General features: G+C 34.3%; 10 protein-coding genes and 1 tRNA gene. 2 read left to right on the top strand and 9 right to left on the bottom strand.

Annotated features, from left to right (window positions below; all coding sequences use genetic code 11):
- Nucleotides 1–6: 6 nt before the first annotated feature.
- Nucleotides 7–1155, bottom strand: coding sequence for a type IX secretion system outer membrane channel protein PorV (porV, locus tag Q0871_RS14985; protein WP_299325239.1), 1149 nt, complete (start codon nucleotides 1153–1155; stop codon nucleotides 7–9).
- Nucleotides 1156–1592: 437 nt separating this feature from the next.
- Here porV and gldJ point away from each other — a divergent pair, with 437 nt between their 5' ends.
- Both gldJ and murF read left to right on the top strand, forming a co-directional pair.
- Complete coding sequence (gldJ, locus tag Q0871_RS14980; protein WP_299325238.1) at nucleotides 1593–3260, top strand: gliding motility lipoprotein GldJ; 1668 nt, start codon at nucleotides 1593–1595, stop codon at nucleotides 3258–3260.
- 63 nt (nucleotides 3261–3323) lie between these two features.
- Complete coding sequence (murF, locus tag Q0871_RS14975; protein ID WP_299325237.1) at nucleotides 3324–4601, top strand: UDP-N-acetylmuramoyl-tripeptide--D-alanyl-D-alanine ligase; 1278 nt, start codon at nucleotides 3324–3326, stop codon at nucleotides 4599–4601.
- 2 nt (nucleotides 4602–4603) lie between these two features.
- Here murF and Q0871_RS14970 read toward each other — a convergent pair whose 3' ends face one another.
- The 8 genes from Q0871_RS14970 to Q0871_RS14935 form a co-directional block, all read right to left on the bottom strand.
- Complete coding sequence (locus Q0871_RS14970) at nucleotides 4604–6319, bottom strand: efflux RND transporter periplasmic adaptor subunit (protein WP_299325236.1); 1716 nt, start codon at nucleotides 6317–6319, stop codon at nucleotides 4604–4606.
- Nucleotides 6319–10002 carry an efflux RND transporter permease subunit gene (locus Q0871_RS14965; protein WP_299325235.1) on the bottom strand — a complete coding sequence of 1228 codons (3684 nt, stop codon included), beginning with the start codon at nucleotides 10000–10002 and terminating at the stop codon, nucleotides 6319–6321. Before Q0871_RS14965 ends, Q0871_RS14970 begins: the two co-directional genes overlap by 1 nt.
- A gap of 154 nt (nucleotides 10003–10156) precedes the next feature.
- Nucleotides 10157–10231 (bottom strand) — tRNA-Val (locus Q0871_RS14960).
- A 78-nt stretch (nucleotides 10232–10309) separates the two neighbouring features.
- Nucleotides 10310–11581 carry an Nramp family divalent metal transporter gene (locus Q0871_RS14955; RefSeq protein ID WP_299325234.1) on the bottom strand — a complete coding sequence of 424 codons (1272 nt, stop codon included), beginning with the start codon at nucleotides 11579–11581 and terminating at the stop codon, nucleotides 10310–10312.
- A 76-nt stretch (nucleotides 11582–11657) separates the two neighbouring features.
- Nucleotides 11658–12359: a FadR/GntR family transcriptional regulator gene (locus tag Q0871_RS14950; protein ID WP_299325233.1), complete on the bottom strand. Its 702-nt coding sequence runs from the start codon at nucleotides 12357–12359 to the stop codon at nucleotides 11658–11660.
- Between the two features lie 223 nt (nucleotides 12360–12582).
- Entirely contained in the window at nucleotides 12583–13557 is a 975-nt protein-coding gene (locus tag Q0871_RS14945; protein ID WP_299325232.1) for a polysaccharide lyase family 7 protein, read from the bottom strand.
- A 10-nt stretch (nucleotides 13558–13567) separates the two neighbouring features.
- A complete protein-coding gene (locus tag Q0871_RS14940; RefSeq protein WP_299325231.1) occupies nucleotides 13568–14482 on the bottom strand; it encodes a polysaccharide lyase family 7 protein in 915 nt (304 codons plus the stop codon).
- A 136-nt stretch (nucleotides 14483–14618) separates the two neighbouring features.
- The gene (locus Q0871_RS14935) at nucleotides 14619–16598 is read right to left on the bottom strand and encodes a PKD domain-containing protein (RefSeq protein ID WP_299325230.1); all 1980 of its coding nucleotides are present in this window, start codon (nucleotides 16596–16598) and stop codon (nucleotides 14619–14621) included.

Raw genomic sequence — 16598 nt, 5'->3', positions numbered from 1 at the left:
TAAGTATTAATCATTATAAAATTCTTCACCTAGATTAAAAGTAAGTGAAAAACGTAATGTATTTTCTAAAGGATTTCTTACTTGAGATGTTGAGAACAAATAAGATAAATCTACTTGTGCCGCTTTAAATTTAAAACCTGCTCCAAGCGTAAAAAACTTTCTAGAACCTTTCTCTTCACTTTCATTAAAATAACCTGTTCTAAGCATAAAAGCATCTTGATACGTGTACTCTGCCCCTAAAGCCCAGGTAAATTCTTTTAACTCTTCACTAAAACCATCTGGTGCATCAGAGAATGAATTAAATATACCACTGAACCCACTTTCGTTCTGGTAAATATCATTATCTGCGGAATCAACATCTCCATCATTATCAAAGTCTTGAGGTGTTGGTACTAATAATTTCGTGAATTCTGTTGTTACACCTATGACATTGTCTTGATCCAAAATAAAATCAAAACCACCACCAAAGCTTAACTTACTTGGTAAGAAGTTTTCTTGTCCACCTGCATCATACTGGATTTTACCTCCAATATTAGAAAGGTTAAAACCTGCTCTCCATCGACCATCAAAGTTATTATAAGCAATCTCGTTAGACCTGTAATAACCAGACACATCTACTGCAAAAGAACTTGCAGCTTGAGAATCTTCAGTTCCGTTTTGTGGTAATTTTAAGTTCGACCTAATATATCTACCACCAACAGCCATTGAGAAAGTCGGACTCAACTTTAAAGAATACGAACCATCTAACGCTAATTCATTAGGCTTCGCAATAGTACCTGGATCATTTGCAAATTGTCTAAGTTCTATTTCACCCAATGTAAAATATCTTAAACTTACCGCAAAAGCACTTTGGTCGTCTAGTTTATTATAATAACTAGCATTCAATAAAGAAATATCAGTAATAATACTTTCTAAATAAGGAGTATAACTAACTCCTATACCCATTTTACGTTCTGCAAAAGCGAATTTAGCAGCATTCCATTGTTGAGAAAAAGCATCTGTTGAAGTTGCAACACCCATATCACCCATACCAGCAGATCTTGCATCTGCGGCTATAGTTAGAAATGGCACTGCAGTAGTAATCACGCGTTGATCATCTTGGGCAAAAACCTTACCGACAATCAATACAAAGAAAATTATTGAAATTTTTCTCATCTTAAATAGTTCTTTTAGTAAAAAGGATGAAATATACCTTTTAAATATATTTACTATTATTATTTTACTTGTAAACGCTGTTTTTCCCGTTATCTTGCATAAGCAACAAGAATTTTGTAAGAATTTGCCAACATAGCATTCAACTATCGTTTTTACAGGTTGTTTTATCCTATATAACAATACTTGTTTATCCTTTCTAAAAGAATTATTCAAAACCATACTAATTAGTTGTTTTAAGCGTTTACTTATAAAAGCGAGCCTAAATTTATTGACAGTTCGCTATGAGATTTTTAAAATTATTTTGAATTGTAAAATAATCTCATGAAAACACCGTTCTATTGAGCGAAAGTGACAAACAAATTAAAAGAAATTATAGCACCATATACTATAGCGACCAAACTACTATAGTATATGAAAATTGAACTCAAGTCCTAATTATGAAAAAACATTTAATAAAAGTTGTACTCTCATGCACGGTATTAGTAGGAGGTTTTACAGTAACAAGCTGTTCTAAATCCTCCTCTGGAAAAAACACGTCTAGAGCTACAGGCTGGAAGATAAATGCCAAAGAAGGCGGTTTTCAATACAACACCGACTTTAAAGAGCAAGAAACCGCTCCTGGATTGGTGTTTGTTGAAGGTGGTACATTTACCAAAGGTAAAGTACAAGATGATGTGATGCATGACTGGAATAACACTCCTACCGCACAACATGTTCAGTCTTTTTACATGGACGAAACTGAGGTAACTAATGTTATGTACTTAGAATACCTTGATTACTTAAAAAGTGTTTATCCACCAGAAAATCCTAAATACACTAACATATATGTAGGTGCATTGCCAGATACTTTGGTATGGAGAAACAGATTAGGCTTCAATGAGACAATGACAAATAACTACCTGAGACATCCAGCATACGCAGAATACCCTGTTGTTGGTGTAAACTGGATTCAGGCTACACAATTTGCAGAATGGAGAACTGACCGTGTAAACGAAGTTATGCTTGAAAGAGAAGGTTACTTATCTGAAGACGCTAAATACCAAGCAGCTACAGGTGAGGTTCAAGGCACCTTCAGCACTGAAGCTTACCTAAATAGACCAGAATCTGTTTATAATGGTCAAATTGATTCTTTGCAAGGGAAGCAGAAAAAAGATAGCACCTCTACTTTCGCTAAAAGAAGTAGTGGTATCATTATGCCAGAATATAGGTTGCCTACCGAAACTGAGTGGGAATATGCTGCGCAGGCACAAGTAGGACAAAGAGAATATAACAACTACAGAGGTAGAAAAAAATACCCTTGGGAAGGTGATTACACTCGTAACGGACAACGTGTAGGTAGAGGTGATCAATTAGCAAACTTTAAACAAGGTAAGGGTGATTATGGTGGAATTGCAGGATGGTCTGATGATGGCGCAGATATTACAGCTCAAGTAATGTCATACAAGCCGAATGATTTAGGTCTTTATGATATGGCTGGTAACGTTGCCGAGTGGACTGCTGATGTTTACCGACCAATAGTTGATGACGAAGTAAGTGATTTTAACTACTATAGAGGTAACATTTATATGAAAAGCGCAATAGGTGAAGATGGAAAAGTAAACATCTTAAGAGATTCTATTGTTTATGACACTTTACCGAATGGAAAAGTAGTTGCAGTAAACTTACCAGGTGAAATTAAAATGGTACCTGTTGACGAGGAAGAAACGTATTTAAGAACTAACTTCTCTTCTAGTGATAACAGAGGTTATAGAGATGGTGATTCTGGTTCTTCAAGATTTTACGACAGATTTGATGACGGTGAAGAAGAAGATCCAAACAAGAAAATGTACAACTCTCCTAAGCATTCTGTTGAAAGAGATTCATTAGGAAACCTTGTTAAAGGCTATGATGCTTCAAACAACAGAACTACATTAATTAATGATGAAGTTAGAGTATACAAAGGTGGTTCTTGGAGAGATAGAGCTTATTGGTTAGATCCAGCACAAAGAAGATACCTGCCACAATATATGGCTACTGATTACATCGGTTTTAGATGTGCAATGTCTAGAGTTGGTTCTAAATCAAAAACAAAAAACAAGACAGTTAGAGGAAAAAAAGCTAAATAATTTTTCCCTTTACGAACTAAAAAAAGCTCCTTTCTTAAGGGGCTTTTTTTTATCTTCGATTTTATGAAAATTCAAGATTTACATTCCGCTTTTCTAGCCAGCCCTTCTATCAGCACTGATACTAGAAAAATTAAAGAAAACGATATTTTCTTTGCGCTAAAAGGAGATAACTTTAACGGTAACATCTATGCTCAAAAAGCTTTAGACAAAGGAGCTAGCATAGTTGTCATTGATGAAGAGAAATATCTAATTGATGAAAGAACTATACTAGTTAAAGATGTTTTAACAACATTACAACAATTAGCTAATTTTCATAGAAGACAATCTAAAGCGCAGGTTATAAGCCTAACTGGCAGTAATGGTAAAACAACTACTAAAGAATTAATTAACGCTGTACTTCGCAAAACTTATAGAACAATAGCCACCAAAGGAAACCTCAACAATCATATTGGTGTCCCTTTAACCTTGTTAACCATTCAACCTAACACTGAAATCGCTATTGTTGAAATGGGCGCAAATCACCTAAAGGAAATTGAGTTTTTATGTGAAATTGCAGAGCCAGATTTTGGCTATATCACTAATTTTGGAAAGGCACACTTAGAAGGCTTTGGCGGAATTGAAGGTGTTAGAAAAGGGAAAAGCGAATTATATGATTACCTGATTTCTCACAAAAAATCGATTTTCATAAATGCTGATGACCCCATTCAAAAAGATAAGCTAAGTACGTATACTAAAAAATTCGGTTTTAGTTCTGATGATTCTAAATACTATACTATTAAATTGCTAGAAGCTCAACCATTTGTCAATCTAAAAGTAGAAAACATCAATATAGAAACGAATTTAATTGGTGCTTATAATTTTTCGAACTGCTGCGCAGCTATTATTATGGCAAAATATTTCAATGTTGAGTTAAGCGAAATAAAAAAGGCACTTGAAGAATATACTCCAGACAATAATAGATCTCAGATATTAAATAATAACGGACACTATATTATTCTTGATGCTTATAACGCCAATCCTTCGAGTATGAAAGTGGCATTAGAAAATTTCAATTCGTTAAAAAAAGAACGAAAAGTTTTGATTCTAGGCGACATGTTCGAATTAGGAGAGTCTGCAAAAGAAGAACATCAAAATGTTTCAGATTTAGCAACGAGCTTAAATTTTGAACAAGTGATATTGGTTGGAGAGAATTTTTACTCTACTAACTCTACTGCTATTAGACTAAAGAGTTTTGAAGAATTGAAAGCTTACTTAGTTAACAAGCCTAAACAAACGGAATCTTCTTTCTTGATTAAAGGCTCAAGAGGCATGGCTCTAGAACGCGTTTTAGACTATCTATAATATTACTTTATGACCTTCACTACACTACCACAGGTCAACATTTTATCGCCGAAATATGGATTTTTAATAGCCTTATCTAAACTTAGCCAGTCACCACCAGTATTGTTATCTGCCATAGGGCAATGTTGAATATAAATTGGATTGCCGTAATCAGTTATTTGAGAAGACACAAAAATAATAGCCTTTGATAAATTCTTAAATTCTAAACGATTCTTCTCCAAATCCTTACTCTTTTCAATAATAACAAGAGATGCGATGGCAGATTTAATATTACCTTGAAGATTATTATCCATTCCTGTTTGATCTACTGAGACCAATACCTTATTCAGCTTCTCGGCGAATATTATTGACTTATCAGAATTCGATGCAACTAATTCATCCTTAAAATCAAAATAAACCTTTAAAACTTCCTTCAACTTCTGATTTTGTTCTGAAGTCAATTTATTTAGATGTTCTTGCTGCTTTTTATTTTGCTTCAATTCATTATCATTAGAATACATCATAGAATTCTTTCCTTGCAACTGAGCTGCAGCATCAATAACAAAAGTACCATTGGTGACAATTTCATCACCGGTTTGCAAACCTTCTAATACTATGTAATTTTCACCAACAGATTCTCCCAACTGAACTCTTAAAAGTTCAAATTCAGGTTTAACAGCATTTACTTTTTTGTAGACCACAGACCGTTCGCCCGTCCAAAGAACAGCACTCTTTGGCACCATCAATAAATTATCATCCTCGCTATCTACGTTTACCTTACCCTCAACGAACATACCCGGCTTCCATTTCCCTTCCTTATTAGAAATATCAGCTCTGACAGAAACTACCCTGCTACCTCTATCCAAAATAGGTTCTATGAAAGATATAGTTGCTTTAAGCGGAGCTCCCCTAAATGCTTCTGAGCTAATTTCAATTTGCTGTCCTATTTTCAATAGCGGCATTTGATTTTCGTATGCTTGAAATACCGCCCAAACTGTTGATAAACGAGATACCTTAAACAAAGGATCGCCTTGTTTAAAATAATTACCTTCAGAAGCTATAATTTCTACCACTGTACCAGCAACATCAGCAACTAAAGGAAAATTCTGAATAGGTTTACCTGTCTTTAACAAATCATCTATCTGTTCATCAGTTAACTTCCAAAGACCCAAAGTGTTTCTTGCTGCAGAATATAATTTTTCATGGGTATCTTTATACGATGCAGATGTTAATAATTTATCTTGTGCCAAATACAAATCTGGACTATAAATTGTTCCTATAACTTGACCTTTTCTAACATACTCACCAATATAATTTATTTCTAATTTATCTAATCGACCATCGAATAAAGTAGTCTGTGTCGCATTTGTTTTGTCATTAGAAGTAATCTCCCCAGACAAGGTCACTTGCCCATTTTGTGTATTAAAACCAATAACACTTGTTTGTACATTAGCTAAAGCCATTGCACGCTCGCTCATCTCAAAACGATTATCAGATTCCATACCAGCTTCAACACTCATTTTCACAAGATCCATTCCACAAATTGGACATGATCCTAGTTGGTCACTAACAACATTTGGATGCATAGAACAGGTGTATGTGACTTTATCAATATGTGACTCAACATCAATAGGTTTATCATTTTTTGATTCACCAAAGAATAAATACCCTAATAATAAGCCAAAAAGCAATACTGCCAAATAGACCGCGTATTTTGTATACTTTGCTAAGCTTTCCATTACCTAATTTTTTTTTCTAATTTTAATTCTTGCCAAAGACTATATAAAACAGGTACAATCAATAACGTCACTAGAGCTACCAACATTCCACCAAAAGCAGGTATAGCCATAGGTATAAGTATATCTTTACCATGACCTTTTGCTGTTAATACCGGCAAGAGCGCCAATAAAGTAGTCGCCGTAGTCATTAAACATGGTCGAATTCTCTTTTTACCCGCATTCAATACTGCTATTCTTATTTCTTTCACTGAATTGGGCTTTTTATCTTCAAAACTTTGTTTTAAATACGTAGCAATAACTACACCATCATCTGTTGCAATACCAAACAATGCAATAAAACCGACCCAGACTGCGACACTGATATTTATGGCTCTAACATTAAATACACTTCTTAAATCATTTCCTAAAAAAGAAAGGTTTAAAAACCAGTCTTGCCCATAAAGCCATAACATCATAAAACCACCCGCGAAGGCTACAGCTACTCCTGAAAATATCATTAAAGAAACTGCTAAAGACCTGAATTGTAGATATAATATAAATAATATAGCTATTAGTACTAAAGGAATAATTAAAGATAAGGTTTTCTCAGCATGAATGTTATTCTCGTAGGTACCAGCAAATCTATAACGAACACCATCAGGAACAATCAAATCACCTTCTGTTATTTTGTTTTCAATAATTTCTTTTACCTTTTCCACAGCGGTAACTTCTGCAACCCCGTCTGCTTTATCAAACAAAACATAACCTGTTAAAAAACCATCCTCACTTTTAATCATTTGAGGACCTTTTTCGAATTTAATACTCGCAAATTCTGAAAAAGGCACAGAACTGCCATCTGGTAATGAGACAATTATATTTTTTAAGTCTTTAGGATCAGACCTTAATTCTCTAGGATACCGGATAGTTACATCGAACCGCTCTCTACCTTCAATGGTCTGGGTCAATACTTTGCCCCCTATTGCAGACTCCAATATTTCTTGCAATTCATTTATAGTCACTCCATATCTCGCCGCCCTATCTCTATCAAATACAACATTGATGTAAGGTTTTGCCACAATTCTATCGGAAAAAACCGATGCATCATCTATTTCTATTATTTGTTTTAATTCCCTCTCCAACTCGTAACCAAACTTTTCAATAGATTCTAAATCGGGACCGAAAATTTTAATACCCATTGATGAACGCATACCCGTTTGAAGCATTACTAACCTAGTCTCAATTGGCTGTAATTTAGGAGCAGAGGTAACACCTGGTATACTTGTGACTTTTACAATTTCATTCCAAATATCATCGGCACTATTTACATGTGAACGCCAATTTCTATAATATTCACCGTTGTTATCAACAATTAAATTATTTTGAGAAATACCCGATCCGGCAGAAACGAATTCTCCACCCTTAGTCTCAAACTTTCCGTCTTCTGAAACCTTAAACGAAAGAGGCTTTCCACTTTCGTTTAACATAAATTCAGTTTTATAAATTATTACGTTTTCAAACATTGACAATGGAGCTGGATCTAGTGCCGAACTAACACGACCTGCTTTACCAACAACTGTTTCTATTTCAGGAATAGATGCAACTGCCATATCTAACTGTTGTAATATTTTTTTATTTTCAGAAATACCAGAATGAGCTGTAGACGTAGGCATTAACAAAAAAGACCCCTCATTTAATTTCGGCATAAACTCTTTACCAATAGATGTATATACCAATGAACCCAATAGCAGTAAAAATACAGGCAAGCTTAAAAAATATGATTTATGAGACATTGCCCAAAGCAATATACTTTCATAAAATTTATAAAAAGCATAAAGTACTCCCAAAATAGAGAAGGCTGCCAATAGTACAAACATTAAGTCTGAAAAATAATTATTATCGTACCCTAACGGATTCCAATAATACGTTAGAATGAGCAGTATTGATGATACTAGATATAAAACTCTTATTCGTTTAAAATACTTTTTATCGACTACCCCATATTCTTTTAATAAGTTCAAAATCATTAAACCTAATAGTACCAGACCTATCCAAAAACCAGACAATATTAATAGTAAGCCGAGTAAACCTATTAGATAAGAACCAATATTTTTTACTTTAAATTTCTTGAAGTCAATACTATACCATTTTGCAATTATTGGAGGTATAACAAATAAAGACAACAACATGGCGGCAAGCAATGCAGCTGTTTTGGTAAAAGCAAGAGGTGTAAACAACCTACCTTCTTCACCAGTTAAAGCAAAAACAGGAACAAAACTTAAAATTGTTGTTAAACCAGCTGTAACTATTGCACCAGACACCTCATTAACACCTTCAATTACCACATCGTCAATTGACTTATCACTTTTATCTTGCTCCAGTTTTCTAACAATATTTTCTGACAAAATAATACCTAAATCGACCATTGTACCTATTGCGATGGCTATACCTGACAATGCAACAATATTAGCTTCGACACCAAATAACTTCATAGCAATAAAAACCATTAGCACCGCTACAGGTAATAATGCAGATATTATAATTGATATTTTTAAGTTACGTAGCATTATTAGGACAACTAATATTGCTATTAATATCTCTAAATACAGTGCCGAACTTAAAGTACCCAAAGTACTTTTTATTAGTTCGGTTCTATCATAAAACGGAACAATGGTCAATTTAGAAATAGAACCATCATTTAATTTTTTAGAAGGCATACCCTTCCCCAACTCTTTTATCTTGAGCTTGACAGATTCTATTACTTTTTGAGGATTTGAACCATATCTACTTACCACCACACCACCTGCGACCTCAGCTCCTTCTTTATCTAAAATACCTCTACGCTCTTTTGGACCTAAGGTTACATTGGCAATATCTTTTACTCTAATAGGAACAAAATCATTTGAAACCACCACGGTACTTTCGATATCATCGATTTTTCTAACCAGACCCAAGCCCCGTATTAAGTACTCTGCATTATTAATCTCAATGGTCTTTGCACCAACATTCTTATTCGTTTCTCCAACTGCCTTAACAACATCTTTTAATGCAATTTGATATTGGCGCATAAGTTGAGGATTGACCTCAATTTGATACTCTTGAATATGACCACCTATTGAGGCTACCTCTGCAACATCTCGTGCAGAAGAAAGTGCATTTTTAATATAAAAATCTTGTACTTTTCTTAACTCATGCAGATCCCACCCACCAGTAACCTTTCCATTTTCATCTCTACCTTCAAGCGTATACCAAAATAACTGACCTAAAGCTGTAGCATCAGGACCCAGTTTTGGAGAAACGCCTTTAGGCAATAAATCTGATGGTAGACTACTAAGTTTTTCTAAGATTCGGCTACGGCTCCAATAAAACTCTACATCATCTTCAAAAATCAAATAAATAGTCGAAAAACCAAACATAGAAGAGCTACGTACAGATTTTACACCCGGAAGCCCTAATAGATTAGAAGTAAGAGGATAGGTAACCTGATCTTCTATATCTTGAGGTGATTGTCCCTCCCATTCTGTATAAACTATTTGTTGATTATCACCAAGATTAGGAATAGCATCTACCGAAACCGGATTTGACCCAACCAATACATTGTCTACAGTAATTGGAACACTCATTAAACCCCATGCCAAAAGAACTAATAACATTACAAATGCAATTAGTTTATTCTGCACAACATATTTAATTAATCCGTTTAGCATAAAACTTATAAACCTACTTGTTTACTATAAACTACAAGCCTCTGACAATAAACGTAGGAAACAAGTATAGATTGTAGAAAGAGGATAAGTATTTATCTAGAATCTAAACAAAAAATGACCTTCTATAAATTTAAATATACTAGATAAAAATTTGTGGGATATACTGGATTCGAACCGGTGACCTCTGCCCTGTCAAGGCAGCGCTCTAAACCAACTGAGCTAATATCCCGTTAAAACTCTAAACAAGTCAACAAAGATACTACTTATCCTATTTTAATTAGAAGGGTGACTATAAAATTGTTTTGAACTAGAAATAATCCAGCAATGCTACAACGCCATTATAAGAAATTACGCAAGAAAAGAAAAGTGCAGCAAAGAGTCCTAAATTAAGCCAAACTCCCGCCTTATACTTGACCATTAAATTCTTGTTATTTATAAGAAGTATTATTCCTAATATGACCAATGGCAAAACAAATACATTGAATACTTGAGATAGTATTTGCATTTGAATAGGATTAGCTCCATATACAGGAACTATCAGCGCAAATAATGAGGCTATTGCTGTAATTATTCTAAATTGTTTTGAACTAGTATCTAACTCCCCTGATTGATAATCTGCCAATAATATTGGAGCAATTAGTAGACATGGAAAAATTGATGATAATCCTGCACTTAACGTTCCAAAAAAGAAAAGTGTTAGAGCAAATTTACCAGCAACCGGTTCTAATGTATTCACCATATCCAATACTTGAGTTACCGGTTTTCCTTGATGAAATAAAGCTCCACAAGCTACAGCCATTACAGATCCACTAATAAAAAACACAAGCGAAGCTGCAATTATTGCATCTTTCTTTTGTTGCGAGCGATTTTTTATTGTCCAACCTTTTCCCTTCACAAAAAGTGGTCTTGAAAGAAACGTAGCTGCAGCCATGGTCGTACCTACAAAGGCTGCTACCATCATCTGACCACCTTCAACTTTTGGTATTGTTGGCATCAAACCTTTTACAACTTCAACAGGTAATGGGTACACCATAAATAAGGAAATTATGAATGAAAGCCCCATGATAGTTACAAAAATGACCAATATTTTTTCAAAAAAGGCATACTTACCTACCATTAACAATCCATAAAATATAACAATAACAGTTATTGCTATTATTAAAACAGACTCATATTTGAAATCTACCAAATTTGGGAAATAAATTAAAAATATCTCATAGATGACATTCGCGGAAATACCAAGAATACCCATTAATGAATTCCACTGACCAAAAGAAATTCCAAGAATTATAAGAATAGCAATTAACTTACCCCACTTTAAATGTTTTTTAAAAGCATAAAGTGCAGTTTCACCCGTGACTAAAGCGAAATTACCGTAAGCATACATTAACAAACCTGAAAAAATACAACTTAAAAGTAGCACCCATAAAAGTTGCATACCATATGTACTACCTGCCACGATCATTGACGTTACACTACCAGTACCAATAGTATACCCAATAGCGAATATTCCAGGACCAAATGCCAAAACTAAAGCCAATATTTTTTTCCAAATTGATAGTTTGGCTGAATTACTCATTTTATTTATTCTTTAGGTAGATTATTATAAAAATGATTTCGAAGTTTAGTTGGCAATAACTATTTGACTTATTCTTCTAAATGTTATAGCAAAATTGATATAAGTTCTTAAAATGCACTTTCATTTTTGCTTTCGCCAATTGCGGATTCTGTTCCTCTATAGCGTCAAAAATATCTTGATGCTCTTCTATGCCTCTAAATGCCATATTTTTATCACAAACATGGTACTTCTCAAAATTTGTTAGTATTTCTGGTGTAATAATAAGCATGAAAGTGTTCATAGTACTGTTTCCGCTAGCTTTTGCTATAGCCAAATGAAATAGCAAATCTTCCTGTACTGCATCTTCACCATTCTCGACCTTTTTACGATAAGCATCCAAAGCACTTTTCAATTGCTTTAAATCTGCATCTGTTCTTCTTCTAGCCGCAAACCTTACAGTTTTTAGTTCAAGAAGAATTCTAGTTTCTACCAATGATTTAAAATCAGGTTCTTCTAGACGAAGAATATCATTCACCATTCCGTTTACGGCAATCTGACCTATATCTGCTACAAAAGTTCCACTTTGAGGCTTTGAAATTAAAATTCCATAAAATTCTAATTTCTGAATTGCTTCTCTAACACTGCTTCGACTAACTCCGAATTTATCTGAAAGCATTCTTTCTGACGGCAATTTATCACCAGGTTCAAGATTTTTATTATTCATTAAATCTCTAAGCTGAACTATAATCTCATTTTGTATTTCCTGATTTTCAGTCCTTGTGAGGATTTCTAATTTCATATATAACTTGCTTTTAAGGAAAATTGGTTGCCAAAATTGTTCACCTAAAACTATAATTCTTATATACTAAAATAAGAAGTTTTATTCCCAACAATAATTACACTCTACAAAGCAGCAATTGTTCATGAAATTTACCAGCCTAAAAAAGACTGGTAAATTCATTTCAACAAAATCTAACTCAAACAACTCTCTTATTTATACTAGGTATATTAATCGTATATCACTAATGCGTGACTTCTAATTCGTAATATTTAACTTTGGCAGATGCCCCCGCATCAAGGGTTTGCAAATAGTTCCCCGCTTTAAAATAGTTTTCAAACACACTCCACTTTTGCATATGAATATCTTCATAAACTACAGAATCAGTTTCGTTTAAAATAATTTCTAACCTACCATCTGAAGCTATAATCTCTAGATTGAATGTATTTGCACCTATATCCTCTGAAAACGTATGCCCTTCATTATCTTCCCATGCATCTGTATGTAAAATCGCTTCGTCTGTGGCATTAAGATCTTTAAGCTTTTTAGTAAGCACCCTTACTTTACCTTTCTGCCAGTATATTTTCAACATTGGGGGAGCATTATTATCATCCTCCCCTATTAAATCTCGCTGTTCATTTGTTAATCTTCCATGAATTTGCATCACCAAAGTCCTATGAAAATCACCTCCTGCATCAATCGTGATTTCTGGTACTGACAATGTTCCCTTCATTCGACCACCTTCTGTAAAAGTCCAATTAGTACTATTACTACCAGGTACCATTTGCTCTCTTAGCTCTGTTCTTGAATAGGAAGAATTAGCGGTAGACGAACCAGGTGTTGTGTAAAATACCAAAGAACCATCAGTAGAATCATTATACATATAAGGTATCAACCTTTCATCTGTTGCATAATCTAAAATCTCTGGCGGCTCCACTTCATCTGGACTACCGATTGGTAATGTTACTTTCCAATTACTCAAGTTTATATTTGGCAAAAAGAAATCAACACCCTCTACCATTTCCTCTTCAACTACAACTTCTTCTTCTGGCTCAGGAGTCTCTACTATTTCCTTTTCAACTACTTCTTCTTGTGCAATCTCTTCTTCGTCTGCTTCTGCATCATTACTACAACTCGAAATGGCTATTGCTATAACGATGGCAAAAAAACACTTTGCTTTGGTTAGTTTACAAAACCATAAAATATTATTTAAAATCATATAATTCTTATTAATGCTTCACTTCAAGTTCATAAAAACTGACCTTGGCAAATGAACCTTCATCTCTACTTTGAAAATAATTACCTGCCTTAAAGTAATTTTCAAATACACCCCATCTTTTCATATTGAAATCATCGTAAACGGCGAATTCTGTTTTATTTAATGAGACTACCATTTTACCATCTGTAACTTTCACTTCAATTTGAAACTTACCGAAGCCTACTTCTTCCTCAAAATTAAAGCCTTCATCATCTGTCCAGGCTTCTTCATGTAATATGCCTATAGCATTTACATCGGTGTATTTTAGTTTTTTTGTTTTAACCCTAATTTTACCATTCTGCCAATATATTTTTAATACAGGCGGTGCATTATTGTCTTTTTGTTTAATTAATTCTTTTTGATCATTGGTCAATCGACCATGTATTTGCAAAATAATCACTTTATGATATTTTCCATTCTTATCTCTAGAAACATCATCAACTGAAAGTTTTGCTTTTAAAGTACCACCTTGCTTAAATGTCCAATTGACATTGTCATCCCCCGGAACCATTTGTTCCCTTAGTTCTGACCTAGAATATTTAGTATTTGCTGTGGTCGCTGTAGTTGGGTAAGCGTAAAACGTTAATGCCCCTTTAGTAGAATCATTATACATATAAGGTTTCAATATCTCATTTGTAGCATAATCTAAAATTTCTGGCGGCTCAACACTAATTGCCCCTCCTTTTCCTGTACCCTCAGGTATAGTAACCTTCCAATGGCTTAAATCAATATTTGCCAGTCTTACTTTCTTATTTTTTTTCTTTTTCTGCTTTTCAATTACAACTTCAGATTCTGCATTACCACTTGTTATATTTTGAGCAGAGACACAAATAAAAGAAAGCGAAATTAATATAAAAAGTAAAAAATTATTTAGAGGTAATTTCATTTTATAAATTAAGCGTAAAGTATAATCATCTTAATCAAAGAGATATATAATAGTTTTTGCTATTTTCTGTTCTGTTATAAAAACTACCCAGTCCCAAAATAAAGGTCTGGGTAGTTTCACTTTTAATTAATTAATATTATTGAGTAATCGTTATGTTATCGTAGAAAGCTTCAGTAACATTATCTTCAACGTTTACATTCCTAACATATATCACTACTTGATTTGTTGATGCTGTAAATGTAAATGTACTTGTTACAAATGCACTTGAATCAGCATTTAAATCATTCGTGATTTCAAAATACGCATCGACAGCAGCATCTGAAGTAGATGCATTAATACCAGTCTCATCTTCAATTTGTGTATTTAATATAAATACATCAGAATTTGCTCCTGCACCAGAGGTACGAGAATCTATTGAGAACGTATATGTTTGTCCTTGTTGAACGGTAACCACTTGATACAAACGTCGACCAGCCTCTTCAAGTTTAGCTCCTCTTGTATCATTGTTTCCATCACTGGTAGAACCCGCTTGCTCACTACCATCACCATAAAAACCATCAAGCCAAGAATCTAATGCACCATTATCCCAAAGATCAGCATATGGACTAGGTATATCAGTACCATCACAATCCTTAATAGTTGAGTTAGTAGTCATATCCCAAGGATCTGCATTATCACCAGTGCTTTCTCCTGTACATCCAGCAGTTGTCCCATAAAGATCAAAATTTCCATTTATAACCTGAACAACAAATCCATCAGAAACCACAAGTTCTTCTGTAGCCGAACTGATATTTCCAGTTATACTTGTGGCAGTTAAAACTACAGTATAAATTCCATCCTCATCATAAGTATGCGTAGGGTTCATTCCTGTAAATTGGAAACCATCTCCAAACTCCCATAATAAAGTTTCAGCTCCTTCTGAAGCGTCCATAAAACTAAAAGTTCTATAGTCACCTGCATCAACCATTGAAGTAAAGGCTGCCGATACTGGAGATAGAATGTTAATTGATCTTGTAAGATCCGCCGTTAGATTTACGTCGTTAGTAGCAGTCAATGTCACATCATACATACCAGCAGTCGCATAGGTATGTATAGGAGACTCCTCTATAGAAGTATTACCATCACCAAAATCCCACTCGAAACTAACACCTCCTGTGGATGAATTCGTAAAAGTATACTCTAAGAAATCAACTTCACTTTGTTCCACAGTAAATCCTGCAGAAGGTGGCACTGCACCGGCAGTTCCTATATCAATCGTAAAATTATCAAGCCTTGCCTCAACCTCACCATTGGTGAAGTAGATTGCCACTGTATTATTACTACCTGAATTAAAAGAAAGTTGTTGCTGAATATAAACTTCAGGATCTTCGTCATCTGTTACCGTTACCGAAGCTATTGTACCATTGGCTACTTCTTCATCAGTAGTAAACGTACCACCATTTTCAGTTACACCAAGTACAGAGACCGTAATAGAGGGATCACCGGAATTAGCTAACATGGTATAGTAAAAGAACAAATCATAATTGGAATCAGCATCAACGGTTATTTCCTGATAACCAACACGATCACCTGCTGGAGTAGGTAACTTAGCACCCTGATCTCCAAATGATACGGGACTACCTGTTATTTGTATTACACCGCCTAAATCACTATTTCTCCAAGAATCCCTTCCATCACCATTTTCTATCTCATTATCTTCGAAACCAGCCTCAAGTATTATAGGTTGAAATGGTCCTTCTTGAACAATAACATCTACAGTATTTGAACCTGTTACACCATTACCATCAGTAGCAGTAAGCGTTACCGGATAAGTGCCTTCACCGTCTTCAAATGTAAAAGTAGGATTTTGCTCGGTGGATGTATTTCCATCTCCAAAATCCCAAGAATATGTTGCCGCTTCAGTTGATAAATTACTAAAACTTACTATTCTAAAATCTTCAGAAGAAGAAGCAAATGAAAAACTGGCAGCCGGAAATACGGTATCCACCTTAGAATTTGCATCTGGCAAATCATCTCTAAAAAGCCCATCATTGACACAGCTTACTACTAAACTGGCCGTAATAATGGCCATTAGTAAAAATTTGCTTTTACTAAAAAAGTTTATTTTAAATTTCAT

Origin of the sequence: uncultured Maribacter sp. (assembly GCF_947500985.1) — a bacterium.
In the GTDB taxonomy this organism is placed as follows: Bacteria; Bacteroidota; Bacteroidia; order Flavobacteriales; family Flavobacteriaceae; genus Maribacter.
The sequence above is the reverse complement of the archived record's forward strand: the minus strand, read 5'-3'. Positions and strand labels throughout refer to the sequence as shown.

Excerpts from the sequence above, each read along its gene's own strand:
- porV (WP_299325239.1), bottom strand. The coding sequence starts at position 1,155 with ATGAGAAAAATTTCAATAATTTTCTTTGTATTGATTGTCGGTAAGGTT.
- gldJ (WP_299325238.1), top strand. The coding sequence starts at position 1,593 with ATGAAAAAACATTTAATAAAAGTTGTACTCTCATGCACGGTATTAGTA.
- murF (WP_299325237.1), top strand. The coding sequence starts at position 3,324 with ATGAAAATTCAAGATTTACATTCCGCTTTTCTAGCCAGCCCTTCTATC.
- Q0871_RS14970 (WP_299325236.1), bottom strand. The coding sequence starts at position 6,319 with ATGGAAAGCTTAGCAAAGTATACAAAATACGCGGTCTATTTGGCAGTA.
- Q0871_RS14965 (WP_299325235.1), bottom strand. The coding sequence starts at position 10,002 with ATGCTAAACGGATTAATTAAATATGTTGTGCAGAATAAACTAATTGCA.
- Q0871_RS14955 (WP_299325234.1), bottom strand. The coding sequence starts at position 11,581 with ATGAGTAATTCAGCCAAACTATCAATTTGGAAAAAAATATTGGCTTTA.
- Q0871_RS14950 (WP_299325233.1), bottom strand. The coding sequence starts at position 12,359 with ATGAAATTAGAAATCCTCACAAGGACTGAAAATCAGGAAATACAAAAT.
- Q0871_RS14945 (WP_299325232.1), bottom strand. The coding sequence starts at position 13,557 with ATGATTTTAAATAATATTTTATGGTTTTGTAAACTAACCAAAGCAAAG.
- Q0871_RS14940 (WP_299325231.1), bottom strand. The coding sequence starts at position 14,482 with ATGAAATTACCTCTAAATAATTTTTTACTTTTTATATTAATTTCGCTT.
- Q0871_RS14935 (WP_299325230.1), bottom strand. The coding sequence starts at position 16,598 with ATGAAATTTAAAATAAACTTTTTTAGTAAAAGCAAATTTTTACTAATG.